Raw genomic sequence first — 17,558 nt, forward strand, 5'->3', positions numbered from 1 at the left:
AGATGAAAAAATTAAGCATTTTAATAATGGCCCTGGGTTTGCTTTTTGCAGCATGCCAGTCGCCAACCCCTGCCGGGCAATTGCTCAATGCGGATGCATCGTTGCCCGCATCGCATACCATATCTGGTAAAGGCCTTAAAGTGATCACGTCGTTTATCAATAACAGGCAGCATACCATGGCCACCCTGTATGGTAACGCGGCAGCCCTGCAAAGCGGAACTAAACCAATTGCGGGGGAAGAGCTTACCCTGATCGCCTGGAAACAAAAGGAGGACGAACATTGGTTTGGCGCCAAAATTCCGGGAGCCATCAGCTCGTTAGAAACAATAAAGATACTGCCGGGAGATAACAAAAATGTAGTAAGCTATCAACGGTTTGTGGGCGCGGCTTTAACTGCCGACAGGGATACACTGGGCAATGCCGGCAGGATAGCGTTTATGCTGGCGCAGCAACCATCTGTAATGCCATGATATTTGAGCACGACTTTAACATCAGGAATGCCAGTGTGTTTAACGTGCCGGCACGCATCATTTGGTTTAGCGCCATGTTTATGGGCATACTGGCGTCTATCCCTAAAATATTGCAGCTTCACACCACCATCCCCGAAATTTTGGTGGACTGCCTGGTGGCTTTTTTATTTTCGCTGTTTGTTTGGTATTACAACATTTACAGTCTGCCCAAATTTTCGGCCAGGCGGATAACTACCCGCTTTTTTAGCTTGCGGTTGTTAAGGAGCCAGTTGCTGGGCATTGTGCTGATGATTATATTGGTTATAGTTACGCAGTTTGCATTTTTTGGCATAAAACCGGTATCTATGATGCTGATGTATGAGTTCAGGGGCATCCTGATTAACCTTACCATATACATGTTTTTGCACCTGCTTTATCAAAGCTATAACAACCAACTCATCGGCATCGAATTGGAACGCAGCAAGGCCGATAACCTGAGCGCTCAATATGAGCTTTTAAAGCAGCAGGTTAATCCTCATTTTTTGTTCAATAGCCTCAATACCCTTAAATCGATGGTAGATATGGGCGATGAGCAGTCGTCGGACTTTATCCTAAAGCTTTCCGATTTTTACCGTTTTACCCTCGAAAACCGAAAAGAAAATCTCATCCCCTTAACAGAAGAACTGGCCATTTTGGATGCCTACATGTACCTGTTAAAGGCCCGTTTTGAGGACGGCATCCAACTGGAAACCAACATCAGCCAGGAGCATTTAAACAGTTACGCACCACCATTTACGTTGCAGCTGCTGGTAGAGAACGCCATAAAACATAACGTTGTTTCGCTTGAGCAACCCCTGCATATGCGGCTATATTCCAACGGCGATCATCTGGTGATCGAGAACGCCATAGCGGCAAAAAAGAATAGCGAACCATCTACCCAAATGGGGCTCGAAAACATCAACCAGCGTTATCTTCACCTGCTGGGTAAAACAATCAATGCAGATGCAGGCAATAATTTTTTTAAAGTAACATTACCGGTGATTTATGAACGTACTAATCATTGAGGACGAGCTGAAAACGGCGAGGGCTTTAGAGAAGCTCATCACCGGCATCAAGCCAGGTGTCAGGGTGCTGGCATCGCTGCAAAGCATTAAGGCATCGGTTAATTTTTTAGCCACCAACCCGGCCCCCGACCTGATATTTATGGATATCCAGCTATCCGACGGTATTTCTTTTGAAATATTTAAAGAAACAAAAGTGACATCGCCGGTTGTGTTTTGTACCGCTTATGATGAATACGCCATACAGGCGTTTAAAGCTAACGGGATAGACTATATCCTTAAACCCTTCTCAAAAGAAACCATCACCGAAGCTTTCAATAAGGCCGAAATGTTATCCAACTTTTTCCAGCTAAATGAAAACGCCGGGAAAGGGATAGAAACGTTGTTGCAGCAACAGCAGGTGCTGAACGGCAAAAAAAGTTTCCTGGTTTTTAAAAACAATAAGTACCAACCTGTGCCGACAGCCAGTATCGCCTATTTTTATATCCGTAACGAAATTGCCCACCTGGTTACCTTTGATGGAGCGGAATTCGCGCTTACCATGCCGCTCGACGAAATTCAGCGCCTGCTAAACCCCGAAGATTATTACCGCCTGAACCGGCAGTACCTGGTAGGTTTTGCCGCTGTAAAAGAGGTAGAACATTATTTTTCGCGCAAACTGCTGCTTAAGCTTACCCTCCCCACTACCGAGGACCTGATTGTAGGTAAGGACAAATCAACCTCGTTTTTTAACTGGCTTAATAACAGGTAGGGGGATTATGGGCAGGAGAGGCGAATTTTATACCACTCCCGGAGCTGCCTGTTTTGGGAATAATATTTACATGGATTAGCTTAGTTTAAGTGCTTACCTTTGATTATACCTTTTAAAATATGCCCCCACGCCAAACCATTTCCTTTTTCGATAAGCTGAGCAAACAGGTAATCAGCATACAGGTTGCCGGCTCGGCGCAGCTGCCGCAAAGTGCGGGGTATTTTAATACGGATACCAACCAGGTTTTATTAGGGAGGGATCGATTTAGCGAATGGGAAACATTAACCGGCCACCTGGAGCGGCAAATAGAATTTATTTTAAGCTTGCAAAAAGTGAAGGGGGAGGAGAGCCAAGAGATTAGAGTCAAGAATTAAGGCTTTTGGCCAGGGTATGATCGCCCTCTTTATAGCCTGCGCTGCCTGGAGTATTGCAGCTGCTGGAATATCGCCGGCCTTCGAATGATTTTAAGCTTCGGCAATTTCAGCCACATGTTGCAATTTTAAAGCCGGGTATTACTGGTTTTCCGGGCGGGTCTTTCAAGAAAATTTACATGGAGTTTCACTTCTGTTTTTTTGTGTGAATTTTTGTATCATTTGTTGAAATTATTGCTGCTTTTTTGTTAAAAAAGCGGCAATAAATGACTTGTTTTTAGCTATTTATTACGCGTTTAAGAGGCATCTGAAAATATAAAAAGGACGGGTATATTTGTAATGATTACAAGCAAAAAACAGCCCCCCGCACGACAACGGGTTAGACAACGCAAACGCATCTAAATAGCTAATGGCATGGGCTTATGGCGCAGGGAAGATATAAGCATCAAACTCACCTTGTTTTATTGGCTGATCCCGGTTAAATTATCCGGCTACCGAAAGGCCTTTTATTAGTCAACAACAGGCACAGGTATTTGGATGCGCCTGAATTACGCAATAATTTTAGTGTTAACCATGATTAAATATAAAATATTGATTATCAAATATTTATAAATTATTTTATCTGAAATGTGTTAAGTTATGTTAACCCAATGAGTACGTTAACTGGCTTAAAGCCAGCTACGGCTACGCGGTTACCTGTCACAAGGCCCAGGGTGGGGAATGGGCAAACGTGTACCTTTTCCTTGAAAAAAGTATGTACGCCATGCCTTATTCCGAATTGTGCAATTGGTGGTATACCGCCGTAACCAGGGCCAAAGAGGAGCTAAACCTGGTCAGCAACTGGTGGGTACGGTAGGGGCTTTAAGTATACGCGCTTTAAAACTCCCCCTTCAGGGGCAGAGGGGCTTAGCTCAACTCCTCATAAGCAGCAGTTAATCCGCGTTCAATACCGTCGCCTTGCCACTCGGGCGCGCCGGGGATAGTTTTAGCGGTCATGATCTCGTCTTTTGATTTGCCCGCTTTAATACTGCTACCCACATAGGTTACCAGGCTTTCCATAAAATGCTGCATGGCTTTTACATCGTCTATATTGCCGGTCACCTTCAACGGATCGAGCGCGTGGCCGAAAACGAAAATAGTGTTTTTATCAAACTGTTTGGTGGCTGCCTCCAGGGTGGTTATCCAGCTTTTACATGATGCACCGGCGCTGCGATCAACAAACGGGAAACGGCGGTTAAAAACCAAATCGCCGGTATGTACCACGTTGGCATTTTCAAAGTGAATAAAACTATCGCCATTGGTATGGCCCGCGCCAAAGTAGTGCGCGGTGATATGCTCATCGCCCACTTTGGTTTTCCATTTATCGGTGTAGGTAATGTTAGGGTAAAGCTGCTTGTCGTCGTTATTTTGTTTGGCTGCGGCGGCTTTTTGATTGGTAAGCGAATTGGCATGCGCGGCTACATTGGCTGCAATGCCTTTAAAAGAGATGTTGCCGCTGGTATGATCGCCGTGGTGGTGGGTGTTAATAAGCCATTGAAAAGGTTTATCCGATTTCTTTTTCAGTTCGGCAATAACGTGAGTAGCTTGTTCAGGGAACTCAGCATCAACCACTACTATACCTTCTTTATTTACCAGCCAGGCAATGGTGCCGCCCTTTTCGGCAAACATGCCCACGTTACCACGCAAGGTTTTAAACTGAAAGGCTGGGTCCTGCAGTAAGGCGGCCAGGCTTCTTTTTCCGAATAATGCGATTGAGCCCGCGGCAAGGGCTGTTGTAGTTAAAAATTTACGGCGTTCCATAGGGTTGTTCATTAGTTCACTGGTTCATTAGTTCATTGGTCTTGTATGGTGGCCAATGTGGGAAATGGGTTTAGTAAATTTAGGTATTTTAATACTGAAGTATCAAGTCGTTAGCATCATGTATCAAGATTGATGCATTGCGCCATAACATACCCAACCAGATGCCGCATGTAAATACCAATGAACTAATGAACGACCGCCGCAAATATCAATGAACTAATGAACGATCTCGAGCTAATGAACCGGTAAACCAATAAACGACCACCTGCAAATACCAATGAACTAATGAACCAGTGAACTAATGAACCAAAGAGTTAAATAATGTTAACACCTCCATTTACCTCGTACAATCAAATTATCTTTATGTGATAAAACAAACCTTATGTTGAAAAACTACTTTAAACTGGCCTGGCGTAACCTTTGGAAAAATAAGGTATTCTCGATAATCAATATTTTTGGGTTGTCTGTGGGGATAGCTTTTACCATGCTTATCGGCGCATATATATGGGGGCAGGTGCAGGTAAACCACCAGCTTAAAAATTTCAAGAATCAGTATATTTTAACCAGCAAGTGGAAAGATGCGGGGCAGGGAAATGAAATTGCTTCGGCTGGGCAAATGCCCCGGGCTTTGCGTGATAATTACCCTAACCTGGTTGCCAACTATTACCATTTTGATGGTGTAACCACTAACGTATCAAAAGGCGATAAACATTTTAGGGAGAGCCTGCAGTTGGGCGATAGCACCTTTTTTAATATGTACGGCTTTAAACTGCTGTATGGTGATACCAAAACAGCACTGAATGATCCGTTTGCCGTGGTGTTAACCCAAAAAATGGCCCTGAAATATTTTGGCAGACTTGATGTGGTTGGGCAAACCATCAATTTTGAAAGTTTTGGTGGCGAAAAGCACGATTTTACCATTAGTGGCGTACTTGGCGATGTGCCCAAAAACTCGGTAACCAACCTTGATCAGAACAATAATTCTGATTTCTTTTTTACGGTAGCTGCAGCCAGATTTTTTAAACGGAACCTGGAAGGCTGGACAAACTTCAGCACGGTAGGTTATGTAGAGCTGAAGGACGGCGTTACCGCGAAAGATCTGGAGCAACCCCTACGCGATTTGATGAAGCGCAATGCGCCGGCCGATATCAGTAAAAGCCTTACAAACATTGCCGTTCCGCTGAAGGATTATTACCTGGATGGCTGGGGTGGCGCTGCCAAACGGATGTGTTATATACTGGGCTACATCGCCTTGTTTATCTTATTGATGGCTATTATCAATTTTGTAAATATCTGTATCGGGCGCTCTTCGGGCCGTATGAAGGAGATGGGTATCCGTAAGGTGTTGGGTGGTTTGCGGGGGCAACTGATCTGGCAGTTTTTAACCGAGTCGGTGCTGATGGTTTTAATAGCTACAGTTATTGCATTGGTGTTTTATAGTCTTTGCAGGCCATATTTTAGTAATGTTTTGGGCGGGCAAATTAGCGGGCTTTTTGCTTTTCCATGGTATTTTATGGCGATACCCGTTTTGTTTGCAGTTTTGGTTGGGATAGTGGCCGGTATTTACCCGGCGCTGGTGTTATCCGCTTTAAAATCTATCGATTCGTTAAAGGGTAAGCTGGCGTCGGTAAAGGAAGGTGTGCTGTTTCGTAAAACACTGGTGGGTTTCCAGTTTGGTACGGCAGCTATTGTATTTATCGGGGCGCTTATTGTTTCGCAGCAAATTAACCTGTTTTTTAACGGCAAGTTGGGATATAGTAAAGATTATGTGGTGTATGCCCAGTTACCAAGGGATTGGTCGGTAAAAGGGGTGCAAAAAATGGAATCGGTAAGGGAGCAGCTGGCACAAATGCCCCAGGTAAACAGTGTGTCGCTTTCGTGGGATATACCGAACGGACAAAACGGTGGCAACTACCCGGTGTATAAACAAGGTGGCAACCCCGCACAATCTGTTACAGCTACGGGTTTAATGGTTGACAACCAATACGCGGCAACCTATAATATACCCATGCGGGCAGGTACTTTTTTTAAACCGGTTTTTATTGTGGCAGATACCACGCAGGTGGTGATTAACGAGTCGCAATCCAAAATGATGGGGTACAAAAGCCCAGGCGATGCCATCGGACAAAAAATTATGCAGCAGGGTAGTAATATCCCATTAACCATCTGCGGTGTTACTGGCGATTTTCATTTCGGATCGATGCATGACCTGATGCCGCCCATTACTTTCATGAACGTAAACTATACAACCTATTACCGCTATTTTTCGGTGAAACTAAAGCCTGGGGATATGCAGCAAAGCCTTGCCGTCCTGCAAAAAAAGTGGAGCGAACTATTACCCGGCGCCCCTTTTGAATACAATTTTGTTGATGATGCCCTTAAAAAACTTTACCAGTCAGAAATTCAACTGAAACAGGCGGCGTATATAGCCACCATATTGGCCATTATCATCGTGCTGTTAGGTGTATTGGGGTTAATATCATTAAGTATACAGAAACGTACCAAAGAGATAGGCATCCGGAAAGTATTGGGCTCGTCGGTTACCGGTATCATCGGTTTGTTTATGCAGGAGTTTTTAGGGGTGATAGTTATTGCCTGCCTGGTGGCCTGCCCGCTGGCCTACTGGATGATGAGCAGCTGGCTTAGTGATTATGCATACCGGGTAACCATTGGCCTGAATCCGTTTATGGCAGCTATTGTGTGTCTTACGCTGGTGACGGCTATTTTGATAGCCATCCAAACAATTAAAGCAGGTTTAGATAGCCCAGTTAAGAGTTTGAGGAGCGAATAGATTAGTCATTGGTCATTTCGCTGCGCTGCCATTGGTCATTGGATGGTGATAAATGCTATACAATTAGCACATGTATAAAACGATTGCATTATGCTTCACGAAAATGATATTAAACAACTATATGCCGATTTTAATAAGCGGGATATCGACAGTGTCTTGAAACTATTTGATGCCGATGTTGAATGGCCCAACGGATGGGAGGGCGGCTATGTTCACGGGCACCGGCAGGTACGCGATTACTGGACAAGGCAATGGGCAGAAATTGATCCGCTGGTTATCCCTGTTGGTTTTGATGGCCTTGCCGACGGCCGGTTGCAGGTTGAGGTAAAGCAAATTATTAAAGATAAAAACGCCCAATTAATTGCCGAAGGAGCTGTCATGCATATCTACACTTTTAGGGATGGATTAATCAGCAGGATGGATATTGAAATGGTTAGCTGATTTAGCCTTCCCCTATACTAATGCAGCCAAAGTAATACCACCTATATATACAAAGGGCAGAAATATCAGCTTAGTTTAGCCTTAAATTGTTGGATGCAGGTATAGGTTATTGGTGAACTCCCAAATCAAACTACTCCATCATCAGCCTTCTGATCAGCTCTGCGCTTTGAGCCTTGCCTTCTTCCAGCCTGTGGCTGAAAAAGGATTGTACTTCGTTGAAGTGCTTTTTGTAGCCCTCCATATCACCGTAACCAATAATGGCCGACCATTCCCTTACTGCCGAGTGGAACTCCAGATCATCGCCCCGGATGGTTTTATCGTACAGGGCGGTTTCGATCGATTCTTCTAATAGTTCTTCGTTTTTAAACAGGTATTCGGCAATGCCAAGCCTTAGCCGGAAGGGCGGGGTTTGGCAAATGAGGTTGTCATAAGGGTTTACCCCCAGGTGGTACCAGGCATCAACCATGCTCAGTATGCTCAGGTGTGAGTTGGGTTTCTGATGATCGGCGTGTTGCGACAGCGAAAACTCTTTCATCACGGTATCGCTCAGCATAATAGGTTTGCGGCTTTCATGAAAAACAAAATCGCGGGCTTTGTACAGGCGCTCCCTGAAGGTTTGCGCCTCTTCTTTGATCATGAGCTTAAATAATTCCGATTCTGACTCCGAGTAGCGTTTTACCTGCTGGCGCGCGTAGGGATTTAAAATGGCCAGCCCGGCGTATACGTGTGCTTTATAGCTAAAAATACGCAAGGTGGTCAGGATCTTCACGTTGTCGATACCACCCAGGTACGATGCGTTTTCCCAGGGAAAAAAGCCGGCGGCTTTCCAGGCGGTGCCCATGCTTTCAAAACCTACGTGGGTAACGGCCTGGGTATCGGCCACAATTTTATCGTGCTCGTGGTAATCGGCAATCTCTACAATATCGCTGCCAATAGCTGTAAACAAATCATACATGCGCTGGTAAGCATCTGCTTTTGCCCGGTGCGGAATCAGGATAAGCGTTTGCCCTTTTGGTTCAAAGCCCGGCCCGTGCATGGCATGAAAGGTAATGATTTGCACATCGGCGGGCAGGTATTTTTCAAATATGGCTATCTCGGGGTGCTTAACAGATGTTTGGCCGGCCACAATGGCCCCGTACTTGGTAAGCGGACCGCACTCGGCTACCACCTGCTCCAGTTTGTCGGCCTCGACTGAGTAAATAACCAGGTCGTTTGTACGGGATACGTCGCGCGCGCTATCCATTATGGTGATGCCAAAGGGGCTAAGTTCGTTTTCGAGCTTGTCGCGGTTTTCGGGTAAATCGCAGCCGCAAACGGTGTAACCTGCTTTTGCAAAAGCTTTTGCATACAAACGCCCCATGTCGCCCAACCCAATGATGCCTATATTCATGCTGCTAATATAACTATGAGTAGCAAAATTCCGTACGAAACCTTACATTAGCGATCAGAAACATGGAGGATAATAAAATAAAAACCATTAAAATCCTGTTTTGTTAACAACAGGTACCTAATTTTACATGATGAACAAGCATTCTATATTCCGTATCTCTGTTTTAATGGTCATAATTTTAGGCATCAGTGATATGGGCTTTGCCCAGGATACTGTTAAAAAAGCTGCTGCTAAACCGCCTGCCGCCAAAACTGCTGTTGTAAAACCGGTGGTTAAATATGGCGCGGCCACACCTGCAGGCACTGCTAAACCTGCAATCACTCCCCCCAAGTATAACTATCAACCCCGCCCTACAGCTGCCGATTCGGCCCTGGCGAAAGACAAAAGTCTGAACGGACAATATCAATACTTGTTAAGTAAATTATTCCATTACCAGCAACCTTTGGTATCGGCTTTATGGAAAAACCTGCAGGATACTTTAAAAACGGAGCGCCGCAATCTTAAAGAAGCGCAGGCCAAATTGGCCGCGCAAACTCAGGATATTACCGGCCTTAAAACCGATGTAGCCACCAAAAGCCAAACGCTTTCCGAATCAAACGCCAAACGTGATGAGATAAACCTGGCTGGTATAAGCTTTACCAAAGCCACCTACAATTTAATGATGTGGGGCCTGGTAATTGTTTTTGGCCTGGCAGCCGCCATTGTGATAGCCCGCTCGGGCGCACATAGCCGCGAAGCCAAATATCGCATAAAACTGTACAACGAACTTGACGAGGAATACAAAACCTACAAAGCCAAAGCCAACGAAAAAGAAAAGAAACTGGCCCGCGAACTGCAAACCGAGCGTAATAAGCTGGATGAGTTGTTAGGCAGAGGGTAGGCTTTTGATGTGCAGATTTCAAATTTCAGATGTGCGGATGTTTTCTCAGTGTTATTTCGAACTATTTGGGAATCCCGCGTGCTAAACACTCATTAAGTTGGCCACCTGTTATATGAGATGCTGAAATAAATTCAGTATGACCTTTTTTCTCTTATAATTTCCTTTGATGAACAATACAGAAATTTTAACCCTTATAACCCGCCTGCGTTCGGTGGCCGATGTGGGCTTGTTGTATGCCAAGAACGGGTATGATATTGAACGTTATGCCGAGTTACAACATATTGCAATTGAAATGCTGGATAACGTTACCGGTTGGGGCATAGATGATATTAAGCTTAACTTCCCGATGCCGCATGATTACCCTACAGTAAAAGTTGATGTACGCGGGATGTTATTAAATGCCGATGGTAAAATATTGCTGGCTAAGGAAAGCGCCGATGGCAAGTGGAGCCTGCCGGGGGGCTGGGCCGATGTGGGTTACAGTGCCAAAGAAGTAATTGTTAAAGAATTTGAAGAGGAAACCGGGCTGGAGGTAGTTGCCGATAGATTATTGGCGGTATTTGACAAAAAAATGCACCCCCACCCACCGCAGCCCTTTTACGTTTACAAAATGGTGTTTCACTGTAAAACAGTGTCAACCGCTGTTAACAAAGGGTTTGACATGCTGGGTGTTGAATATTTTGATATCGATAACCTGCCGGAACTATCAGAAGACAGGATATTGAAAAGCCAAATAGAGTTGMTTTATCAAAAGATCATCAGCGGGAATCTGGCGGTGGAGGTTGATTGAGCGCGGATTATTAAGACCTACGAAGTTTCAAAAACTTCGTAAATCTCTGATCGACTGCAAGCCGCCTACTGCAAACTGCCCGGTGCCGGCGCTAGTTGAGGTAAAGCTTTTTTATTGGCAGGCAAGGCCTTGTATTTCTTATAAGCATCGTTGATATAGGCCGTCATACTTGGGGCATTGTTGTTTTTGAGGAAAGCATAGCTTGGGCGATATAACGACATGAAGTTTTCCAGTTCGGCACCCCGTAATGGTATCACACTTTTTACATAATCTACGTTAAATGCTTCGTCAATTTGCTGCTCTTCTTCAGCACGCTGGAAATATCTTTTTAAGCGTCTCGCATCCTTTCCCTCTTTACTGAACCAGGTTGATGGCGACATTACAAATACTTTGCTTTTGGTGTAAACCTCGGGATATTCTTTATGCGGGTCGAATGCTTCTTTGGTAGCGCTTACGTTCACCTGCCTTAGCGATATGGTTTGCGATATCATATCTACCCGTTTTGGCCTCATATCAGTGATGTACAACGTATCTGATACATAGCCCGGTGCGTTGAATATTAGTGTATGGCCCGTTGCTGTGCGAATGCTGAAATTGCCATTGTTATCGGTAATCGTGATCTGTTTGTTGGTAACATCTTTTACAAAAACATTGGCCAGTTTTTCGTTTTTACTTTTTTCATAAACCGATCCTTTTAACACATCCTGGGCTTGCACATGTGCAGTTATAAATAGGCTAATTATCAATATTAGGTAGTTCGGTTTCATGGTAGTTGAATTATGCCGTAAAATAAACTTATTTTTTGAGCATATGGTTTTCAATTTAACATATTTAAATATAGGTGGTGGTTTAATGACAGAGATGTGAGGTTTGCCCGGATAGTAGACGGCACAAAAAAACCGCCTCATTTTCATGAAGCGGTTAATAGAATATATATTAGTTCTGTCCCGGTAATGGTTGGGCAGGTTTAATAACGGTTCACTTTAAAATCGGCCAGGGCACCACTTATGTGAATGATGATCTTGTTTTTTGCCGAACTGAAGCCTTCTGTTTCGTAAGTATTATCATCTTTTTTGGTAAAACCTTCAAACTTATTTGAAGATAAACCTGTATTGGCCTCAATACTACAGGCTGCCTCTTTTGGCACATTGATAGTACTTTCAGACATGCCTGTTGCAATCTCTACATTTGTACTTACTAAAGGCATTCCAAGTTTCACGTCAAATGATGCTGCGCCGCCTTTTAAAGTTACACTTTTTATTTTAAATTTACTCAAATCAAAATTTACTTTTGTTGCGCCTGTTTCTACATTAATATCCCAGATAGGGTTTGGGTTTAGTTTGATATCGGCGGTGTTTGATTTGTTATCGTCCGAATCAAAGTGCCAATCCTTGTTATTGCTTTTCATTCTAAGGTTTAATACATAAACCGAATCTACCAAATCGTTAGTGAATTCATATTTGCCGTAAAACTCCTTTGTTTCGGCCTTAAATAGCTGGTTGGTGGTATCGTTCAGCGTATAAGTGGTAGCTCCTCCGCTAATATTCAGTCGTGCCAGCCTAGCATCCGGGGTATAATCTTTATTAAAAGTGCTGCTGCCTTCAATTTTTGTTACACCATGATCGGTATTTGTGCTGTCGCTGTCATCGTTGTTGTCGTTATCATGGTCGTCATCAAAGTTGATAAAAGTAGTGGGCCAAAAATGATAGCGGTTACCAAAGTTGCCAAATAGCAGCAGCGAGAACCCACCAATTATTACGGCCAGTTTTACCACTGTTGCCAAAGGCGACCGATTACCCGCAAATACCAGGTTTACGCCACCTATAATTAAAAATATAGGCCACAGGTAAAGTATATTCATCCATTGAAAATGGAAAATATGGAAGTTATGGAGCAGGAATATGGCTCCTATGCATACCAGGATTGTTCCGGGAATAAGTCTGTCGGTTTTCATGGTTTTATATAATTGGAGGGGTGTTGTTAAAATTATCGTCTTTTTTCTCTTCGGTGTTCAGCGGCTGTTCAGTTGTGTTTGCTTCGGGTTCAGCAGTTGTATTTTGCCAGCCTTCTTTTTCCCATGGCTGCCTCTTTTGTCCGGATGCGATCATCGCCAGGCCACCAACTACAAGAATTGCGGGCCATAGCCTTGCTACATGCCAGAAACGAAAGATACCTAATTCATGAAACAGGAACACTGCGCCGAAAAATATAAGGATGCAGCCAAAAATGATACCAGCAGGTGTTGATGTTTTTTTTGGGAATACCGGCTCAAAAGGAGCACCAGGACTTGCCGGTCTATTGGCGTCAAAAGGAGTAAACGGCTGTTGTGGCGGTACACGATAATCGACATTGGGGTTAAAATAGCCTACGCCTTTGTTTGGTATAACTATCCACAATACGATATAGGCCATAAAGCCGGTGCCCATAAATATAAAGGTGAGTACAAATAGTGCGCGTATAATAGCAACATCCATATCAAAGTACTCGGCCAGGCCGGCGCAAACGCCGCCTATTTTCTTCCGGTATTCATCCCGGTAAAGTTTCTTTTCCATAATTTTATTTAAATATCGTTCAGTTGTGATTGTTTGATGATATAAAGGTATATATGGTGGCTCAAAACGCCTATATATTATAGGTTAGCAGGGGCAACAAGTCGGTGAACTGCCGTGTTTCAGCGGTGAAAAAGTTTTGAGTGGTGAGTAGTGAGTGGTGAGTCGAGTATTTGAGTTTTAGCCAGCTACTTTTAAACCCAATACTCAAAACTCAATACTTAAAACCAACACCTACAACTGGCCTGGCGCAGGTTTAATGATAATCTCGTCTACATTGGCGCCGGGGCTCATCCTGTAAATATTGATGATTGCCGATGCTATGTCTTCGGGCAAAACCATGGTGTTTTTATCAACAACAGCATCCTTCCATGAATCAGTTAAGGTTGATCCTGGGATTATTGCCGTTACCTTTACGCCATGCTCCTGCGTTTCAAGCCTCATTATTTTTGTTAAGCCTAACAACGCGTATTTGGTTATGCTATAGCTGCCCGCTTGTACAACGGGGTTTAATGCAGCTACCGAGCAGATATTAAAAAAATGCCCCTTATGTGCAGCCATCATGGTTTTGCCAAAAAAGCGATAAAGCTCGTAAGTTGGCATCAAGTTGGTTTTTAGCTGTTTATCAAATGTGTCGTCGGCATCGTCCAATATGCTCGATGGGATAAAAGTGCCCAGGTTATTTACTACAACATCAATAAAACCAAGTTCCTGCTGCGCGGCGGTGGCGAAGGCCAGCAGCTGGGCCTTATCACTGCCATCTGCAACTTGCGCAAAAACTTTAATGCCAGGGTTTGATCTGTTAAGCAAATCCGCGAATTCAAATAATTCTTTTTCATTTCGTGAACAAATTGCCACGTTTAATCCTTCATTAGCGAAGGCCACAGCAATGGCGCGGCCCATGCCTTTTGTTGAACCGGTGATGAGGGYGTTTTTCATGATGATGTGCTATATTTTTTTAGTTAAATGTTCGTTATTGCAGCGTCGGGCTTAGCGGCGCAAGTTTTTTTGTTGTTTTAAAAGCTTTACGGCACTAAATTACGTAAGCTGTATTAATAGCTTGCAAAAACCGCCTATTTTAGGCAATTAAACAATAGCGGCTGGGATGCTAAATTTAAAAATGTAATTTTATCCAATTTTTAACATATACCTATGATTCAAAGTTTAGGCAGATATATACTTTTATTACGTTTAAGTTTTCGAAAACCCGAAAAATTTTCGGTGTACTGGGCCGAGGTAATGCGCGAGATGGTGTCGGCCGGTATTGGCTCTTTGGGCATCATCATGATCATCTCGGTTTTTATTGGCGCAGCGGTAACTATTCAAACAGCTTTTCAGTTAATCTCTCCTTTAATTCCCAAATCGGTTGTAGGTGGTATCACCCGCGATAGTATGGTTTTGGAATTTAGCCCAACTATATCATCGCTGGTGCTGGCCGGTCGTATTGGTTCAAGCATGGCATCGCAAATAGGCACCATGCGCGTTACCGAGCAGATAGATGCTTTGGAGATAATGGGTGTAAATGCGCCAGGTTACCTGATATCACCGAAGGTAATAGCAGGTGTTACCATGTTTCCGCTGCTGGTAATCGTATCTATACTGTTGGGTTTTATAGGTGGCTACATCGCCTGCTTTACATCAAGCGAAGTTACAACTGATGATTTCCTGATTGGCTTACCCGATGGCTTTAACACCGTAATTATTACCGTATGTATGGTTAAAGCAGTTGTATTTGGCTTTATTATTACCACCATATGCAGTTACCAGGGCTTTTACACATCAGGGGGGGCCCTTGAAGTAGGCCAGGCGGCAACACGCGGGGTTGTATTTAGCTGCGTAATGATACTCATGTTCGATTTAATTATCTCCCGCCTCTTCCTATGATAGAAATACAAGACATCTATAAAAAATTCGGAGAAAACGAAGTACTTAAAGGCATCAGCTCCACTTTTGAACCCGGGATCAACAACCTTATAATAGGAGGATCAGGATCCGGAAAAACAACATTATTAAAATGTATTGTTGGGCTGCACGAACCAACAAAGGGCGATGTACTTTTTAACGGTGAAAACTTTACCGACATGGGCTTTGAGCAGCGCGTACCCATCCGAACGCACATAGGCATGCTTTTTCAAAACTCGGCTTTGTTTGATAGTATGACGGTAGAGCAGAATATCATGTTCCCGCTTAATCTGTTTACCAACCAAACACGCGCTGAGAAACGCGACCGGGCTAACTTTTGCCTGGAGCGTGTTAACCTTGCGGGTAAAAACAAGCTTTACCCATCAGAACTATCCGGCGGGATGAAAAAGCGTGTGGGTATTGCCCGCGCTATATCTATGCAACCCAAATACCTTTTTGTTGATGAGCCAAACTCGGGTCTCGACCCGGTAACTTCTATCCTGATAGATGACTTAATCAGCGAGCTTACCGTAGAGTATAACATGACCACAGTTGTAGTAACACACGATATGAACTCTGTAATGGGTATAGGCGACCATATTGTTTTCCTGCACCAGGGTAAAAAATGGTGGGAGGGAAGCAACAAAGAAATTGCCCACACCGACAACAAAGAACTTAACGACTTTGTATTTGCCAGCCGGTTTATGAGGGCAGCGAAAGCAAAGCTTTGATTAGTAGTAAGTATCAAGTAGTAAGTAGTAAGATTTTTTTACGAGTATCAAGTACTTAGTAGTAAATATCAAGATTTTTTGATTGGTTAATTTGAATTAATTGCCAATACACTATTTTTAATTGGCACAAACTTCATATCACACGAGGGCAGCCGTTTTGATACTTACTACTTGGTACAAAAAAATATGCACAATTTTAAAGAGTTAAAGGTTTGGAAGGCAGGTATTGAAGTATCCAAAATTACATTTCAAACGTGCAGGGCGTTTCCTTCCGAAGAAAAGTACGGTTTGATATCGCAAATGGTTCGGGCAGCCATTTCGATTCCATCAAATATTGCAGAAGGTTGCGGCAGAAAGTCAAATAAGGAATTATATCAATTTCTAAATATAGCATTAGGTTCATCTTTTGAACTCGAAACCCAATTCATTATCGCAAAAGAATTTGGTTATGTTACACAAGAAGCACAAGACATGGTGTGCACTCAAATCAACGAAATTCAAAAGATGATTCGCGGCTTTCAAAAAAGTCTTGTTATTTAGTATCAATTACCCGGATGTTTGTCGGAATTTAAAATTGATTGGAATGCATTTCCCTGCACCAATCTTCTATCCAAAAAAAGATACTAAATTTGCGCCATGCAAGTGCAGCGGTCTTACTACTTACTACTTGATACTCAAATCTAAAAAGAATGATTCAACTACTTACCCCAACGCACTGGAAAGATTACGAGCTGATTGATTGCGGCGATTTTGAAAAGCTGGAGCGTTTTGGGAATATTATATTAATACGTCCCGAGCCGCAGGCGGTTTGGAGCAAAGGCTTACCGGCATCTGAGTGGCAGCGCTTACACCATATAAAATTTAAGGGACGGTCGGCTACGGCGGGTGACTGGGTGAAAAAAGACCAGAAAACGCCCGACCGCTGGCACATTGAATACAAGAACAATGATGCAGCCATTAAATTTCGCCTGGGTTTAACTTCGTTTAAACACCTGGGTATTTTTCCGGAGCAGGCTGTTAACTGGGATTACATAACCCAAAACATTAAGCGTTTTAAAACCCCGCAGCCCAAAGTACTCAATCTGTTTGCTTATACGGGCGGGGCATCGCTCATTGCGCAGGCAGCCGGTGCCGATACCACGCACGTGGATTCTATTAAACAGGTAGTTACCTGGGCTAATGAAAACCAGGAGATATCGGGTTTAAGTAATATCCGCTGGGTGGTTGAAGATGCGCTAAAATTTGTAAAGCGCGAATTAAAGCGCGGCAAAAAATATAACGGCATTATACTTGACCCACCTGCTTATGGCAATGGCCCTAACGGCGAAAAATGGAAGCTGGAAGATAATATTAACGAGATGATGGCCGATGTGATGCAGTTACTTGATCCGGAAGAACATTTCCTGATTCTGAATACTTATTCGCTTGGTTTTTCATCGGTAATTATCGAAAACCTGATAAAAAGCGCTTTCCCGAAGGTTCAAAACCTTGAAATTGGCGAGCTTTACCTGCAGGCCACCGCGGGGGCAAAACTGCCACTTGGGGTTTTTGGAAAGTTTCATAAACTTAAAAGTAATTAATTATCAATATTTATATTTGCCGCAAACTAAAGCGGCTTTTATTGCTTTATAAGTAGCTGAAAATTAGTTTGC

The 17,558-nt window shown here is 43.5% G+C and carries 18 protein-coding genes and 1 pseudogene; 13 read left to right on the forward strand and 6 right to left on the reverse strand.

Annotated elements, in window-relative coordinates:
- Positions 1–2 precede the first annotated feature (2 nt).
- From AC1DV1_RS11615 to AC1DV1_RS11635, 5 genes and pseudogenes are all read left to right on the forward strand, one after another.
- Positions 3–470 carry a hypothetical protein gene (locus AC1DV1_RS11615; RefSeq protein ID WP_477359051.1) on the forward strand — a complete coding sequence of 156 codons (468 nt, stop codon included), beginning with the start codon at positions 3–5 and terminating at the stop codon, positions 468–470.
- Positions 467–1,513 (forward strand): sensor histidine kinase, encoded by a 1,047-nt coding sequence (locus AC1DV1_RS11620; protein ID WP_477359054.1) that lies wholly within the window; start codon positions 467–469, stop codon positions 1,511–1,513. Before AC1DV1_RS11615 ends, AC1DV1_RS11620 begins: the two co-directional genes overlap by 4 nt.
- A complete protein-coding gene (locus tag AC1DV1_RS11625; protein ID WP_477359057.1) occupies positions 1,494–2,261 on the forward strand; it encodes a LytR/AlgR family response regulator transcription factor in 768 nt (255 codons plus the stop codon). Before AC1DV1_RS11620 ends, AC1DV1_RS11625 begins: the two co-directional genes overlap by 20 nt.
- Before the next feature lie 119 nt (positions 2,262–2,380).
- On the forward strand, positions 2,381–2,635 hold the full coding sequence (locus AC1DV1_RS11630; protein WP_477359060.1) for a hypothetical protein: 255 nt from the start codon (positions 2,381–2,383) through the stop codon (positions 2,633–2,635).
- Between the two features lie 688 nt (positions 2,636–3,323).
- Positions 3,324–3,488, forward strand: a pseudogene (locus tag AC1DV1_RS11635) (ATP-binding domain-containing protein); the annotation flags it as partial.
- Between the two features lie 50 nt (positions 3,489–3,538).
- On the opposite strand, the gene AC1DV1_RS11640 reads toward AC1DV1_RS11635, so the two are convergent.
- Positions 3,539–4,432 (reverse strand): MBL fold metallo-hydrolase, encoded by an 894-nt coding sequence (locus AC1DV1_RS11640; protein WP_477359063.1) that lies wholly within the window; start codon positions 4,430–4,432, stop codon positions 3,539–3,541.
- 382 nt (positions 4,433–4,814) lie between these two features.
- Here AC1DV1_RS11640 and AC1DV1_RS11645 point away from each other — a divergent pair, with 382 nt between their 5' ends.
- Both AC1DV1_RS11645 and AC1DV1_RS11650 read left to right on the forward strand, forming a co-directional pair.
- Positions 4,815–7,223: an ABC transporter permease gene (locus AC1DV1_RS11645; RefSeq protein WP_477359066.1), complete on the forward strand. Its 2,409-nt coding sequence runs from the start codon at positions 4,815–4,817 to the stop codon at positions 7,221–7,223.
- A gap of 90 nt (positions 7,224–7,313) precedes the next feature.
- Positions 7,314–7,664 carry a nuclear transport factor 2 family protein gene (locus AC1DV1_RS11650; protein ID WP_477359069.1) on the forward strand — a complete coding sequence of 117 codons (351 nt, stop codon included), beginning with the start codon at positions 7,314–7,316 and terminating at the stop codon, positions 7,662–7,664.
- 130 nt (positions 7,665–7,794) lie between these two features.
- On the opposite strand, the gene AC1DV1_RS11655 is transcribed toward AC1DV1_RS11650, so the two are convergent.
- Positions 7,795–9,054 (reverse strand): NAD(P)-binding domain-containing protein, encoded by a 1,260-nt coding sequence (locus tag AC1DV1_RS11655; protein ID WP_477359072.1) that lies wholly within the window; start codon positions 9,052–9,054, stop codon positions 7,795–7,797.
- Positions 9,055–9,181: 127 nt separating this feature from the next.
- On the opposite strand from AC1DV1_RS11655, the gene AC1DV1_RS11660 reads away from it, so the two are divergent.
- Both AC1DV1_RS11660 and AC1DV1_RS11665 read left to right on the forward strand, forming a co-directional pair.
- Entirely contained in the window at positions 9,182–9,934 is a 753-nt protein-coding gene (locus AC1DV1_RS11660; protein ID WP_477359075.1) for a hypothetical protein, read from the forward strand.
- 166 nt (positions 9,935–10,100) lie between these two features.
- Positions 10,101–10,724 carry an NUDIX hydrolase gene (locus AC1DV1_RS11665; RefSeq protein ID WP_477359078.1) on the forward strand — a complete coding sequence of 208 codons (624 nt, stop codon included), beginning with the start codon at positions 10,101–10,103 and terminating at the stop codon, positions 10,722–10,724.
- Positions 10,725–10,789: 65 nt separating this feature from the next.
- Here AC1DV1_RS11665 and AC1DV1_RS11670 read toward each other — a convergent pair whose 3' ends face one another.
- The 4 genes from AC1DV1_RS11670 to AC1DV1_RS11685 form a co-directional block, all read right to left on the reverse strand.
- Positions 10,790–11,491, reverse strand: a complete 702-nt coding sequence (locus AC1DV1_RS11670) for a carboxypeptidase-like regulatory domain-containing protein (RefSeq protein ID WP_477359081.1) — start codon at positions 11,489–11,491, stop codon at positions 10,790–10,792.
- A 200-nt stretch (positions 11,492–11,691) separates the two neighbouring features.
- A complete protein-coding gene (locus AC1DV1_RS11675) occupies positions 11,692–12,678 on the reverse strand; it encodes a LiaI-LiaF-like domain-containing protein (RefSeq protein ID WP_477359084.1) in 987 nt (328 codons plus the stop codon).
- 4 nt (positions 12,679–12,682) lie between these two features.
- Entirely contained in the window at positions 12,683–13,276 is a 594-nt protein-coding gene (locus AC1DV1_RS11680; RefSeq protein ID WP_477359087.1) for a PspC domain-containing protein, read from the reverse strand.
- A 231-nt stretch (positions 13,277–13,507) separates the two neighbouring features.
- Complete coding sequence (locus tag AC1DV1_RS11685; protein WP_477359091.1) at positions 13,508–14,212, reverse strand: SDR family oxidoreductase; 705 nt, start codon at positions 14,210–14,212, stop codon at positions 13,508–13,510.
- A 213-nt stretch (positions 14,213–14,425) separates the two neighbouring features.
- Between AC1DV1_RS11685 and AC1DV1_RS11690 the strand changes: the two genes are divergently transcribed.
- From AC1DV1_RS11690 to AC1DV1_RS11705, 4 genes are all read left to right on the forward strand, one after another.
- Positions 14,426–15,157, forward strand: a complete 732-nt coding sequence (locus AC1DV1_RS11690) for an MlaE family ABC transporter permease (RefSeq protein WP_477359094.1) — start codon at positions 14,426–14,428, stop codon at positions 15,155–15,157.
- Entirely contained in the window at positions 15,154–15,906 is a 753-nt protein-coding gene (locus AC1DV1_RS11695; protein ID WP_477359097.1) for an ABC transporter ATP-binding protein, read from the forward strand. Before AC1DV1_RS11690 ends, AC1DV1_RS11695 begins: the two co-directional genes overlap by 4 nt.
- A gap of 186 nt (positions 15,907–16,092) precedes the next feature.
- Complete coding sequence (locus tag AC1DV1_RS11700) at positions 16,093–16,446, forward strand: four helix bundle protein (protein ID WP_477359100.1); 354 nt, start codon at positions 16,093–16,095, stop codon at positions 16,444–16,446.
- Positions 16,447–16,595: 149 nt separating this feature from the next.
- Complete coding sequence (locus tag AC1DV1_RS11705) at positions 16,596–17,486, forward strand: class I SAM-dependent methyltransferase (protein ID WP_477359103.1); 891 nt, start codon at positions 16,596–16,598, stop codon at positions 17,484–17,486.
- Positions 17,487–17,558 lie beyond the last annotated feature (72 nt).

Source organism: Mucilaginibacter sp. P4_D1, assembly GCF_056401935.1.

Excerpts from the sequence above, each read along its gene's own strand:
- AC1DV1_RS11640 (WP_477359063.1), bottom strand. The coding sequence starts at position 4,432 with ATGGAACGCCGTAAATTTTTAACTACAACAGCCCTTGCCGCGGGCTCA.
- AC1DV1_RS11650 (WP_477359069.1), top strand. The coding sequence starts at position 7,314 with ATGCTTCACGAAAATGATATTAAACAACTATATGCCGATTTTAATAAG.
- AC1DV1_RS11695 (WP_477359097.1), top strand. The coding sequence starts at position 15,154 with ATGATAGAAATACAAGACATCTATAAAAAATTCGGAGAAAACGAAGTA.
- AC1DV1_RS11630 (WP_477359060.1), top strand. The coding sequence starts at position 2,381 with ATGCCCCCACGCCAAACCATTTCCTTTTTCGATAAGCTGAGCAAACAG.
- AC1DV1_RS11700 (WP_477359100.1), top strand. The coding sequence starts at position 16,093 with ATGCACAATTTTAAAGAGTTAAAGGTTTGGAAGGCAGGTATTGAAGTA.
- AC1DV1_RS11660 (WP_477359075.1), top strand. The coding sequence starts at position 9,182 with ATGATGAACAAGCATTCTATATTCCGTATCTCTGTTTTAATGGTCATA.
- AC1DV1_RS11690 (WP_477359094.1), top strand. The coding sequence starts at position 14,426 with ATGATTCAAAGTTTAGGCAGATATATACTTTTATTACGTTTAAGTTTT.
- AC1DV1_RS11655 (WP_477359072.1), bottom strand. The coding sequence starts at position 9,054 with ATGAATATAGGCATCATTGGGTTGGGCGACATGGGGCGTTTGTATGCA.
- AC1DV1_RS11705 (WP_477359103.1), top strand. The coding sequence starts at position 16,596 with ATGATTCAACTACTTACCCCAACGCACTGGAAAGATTACGAGCTGATT.
- AC1DV1_RS11615 (WP_477359051.1), top strand. The coding sequence starts at position 3 with ATGAAAAAATTAAGCATTTTAATAATGGCCCTGGGTTTGCTTTTTGCA.
- AC1DV1_RS11620 (WP_477359054.1), top strand. The coding sequence starts at position 467 with ATGATATTTGAGCACGACTTTAACATCAGGAATGCCAGTGTGTTTAAC.
- AC1DV1_RS11625 (WP_477359057.1), top strand. The coding sequence starts at position 1,494 with ATGAACGTACTAATCATTGAGGACGAGCTGAAAACGGCGAGGGCTTTA.
- AC1DV1_RS11645 (WP_477359066.1), top strand. The coding sequence starts at position 4,815 with ATGTTGAAAAACTACTTTAAACTGGCCTGGCGTAACCTTTGGAAAAAT.
- AC1DV1_RS11675 (WP_477359084.1), bottom strand. The coding sequence starts at position 12,678 with ATGAAAACCGACAGACTTATTCCCGGAACAATCCTGGTATGCATAGGA.
- AC1DV1_RS11680 (WP_477359087.1), bottom strand. The coding sequence starts at position 13,276 with ATGGAAAAGAAACTTTACCGGGATGAATACCGGAAGAAAATAGGCGGC.
- AC1DV1_RS11670 (WP_477359081.1), bottom strand. The coding sequence starts at position 11,491 with ATGAAACCGAACTACCTAATATTGATAATTAGCCTATTTATAACTGCA.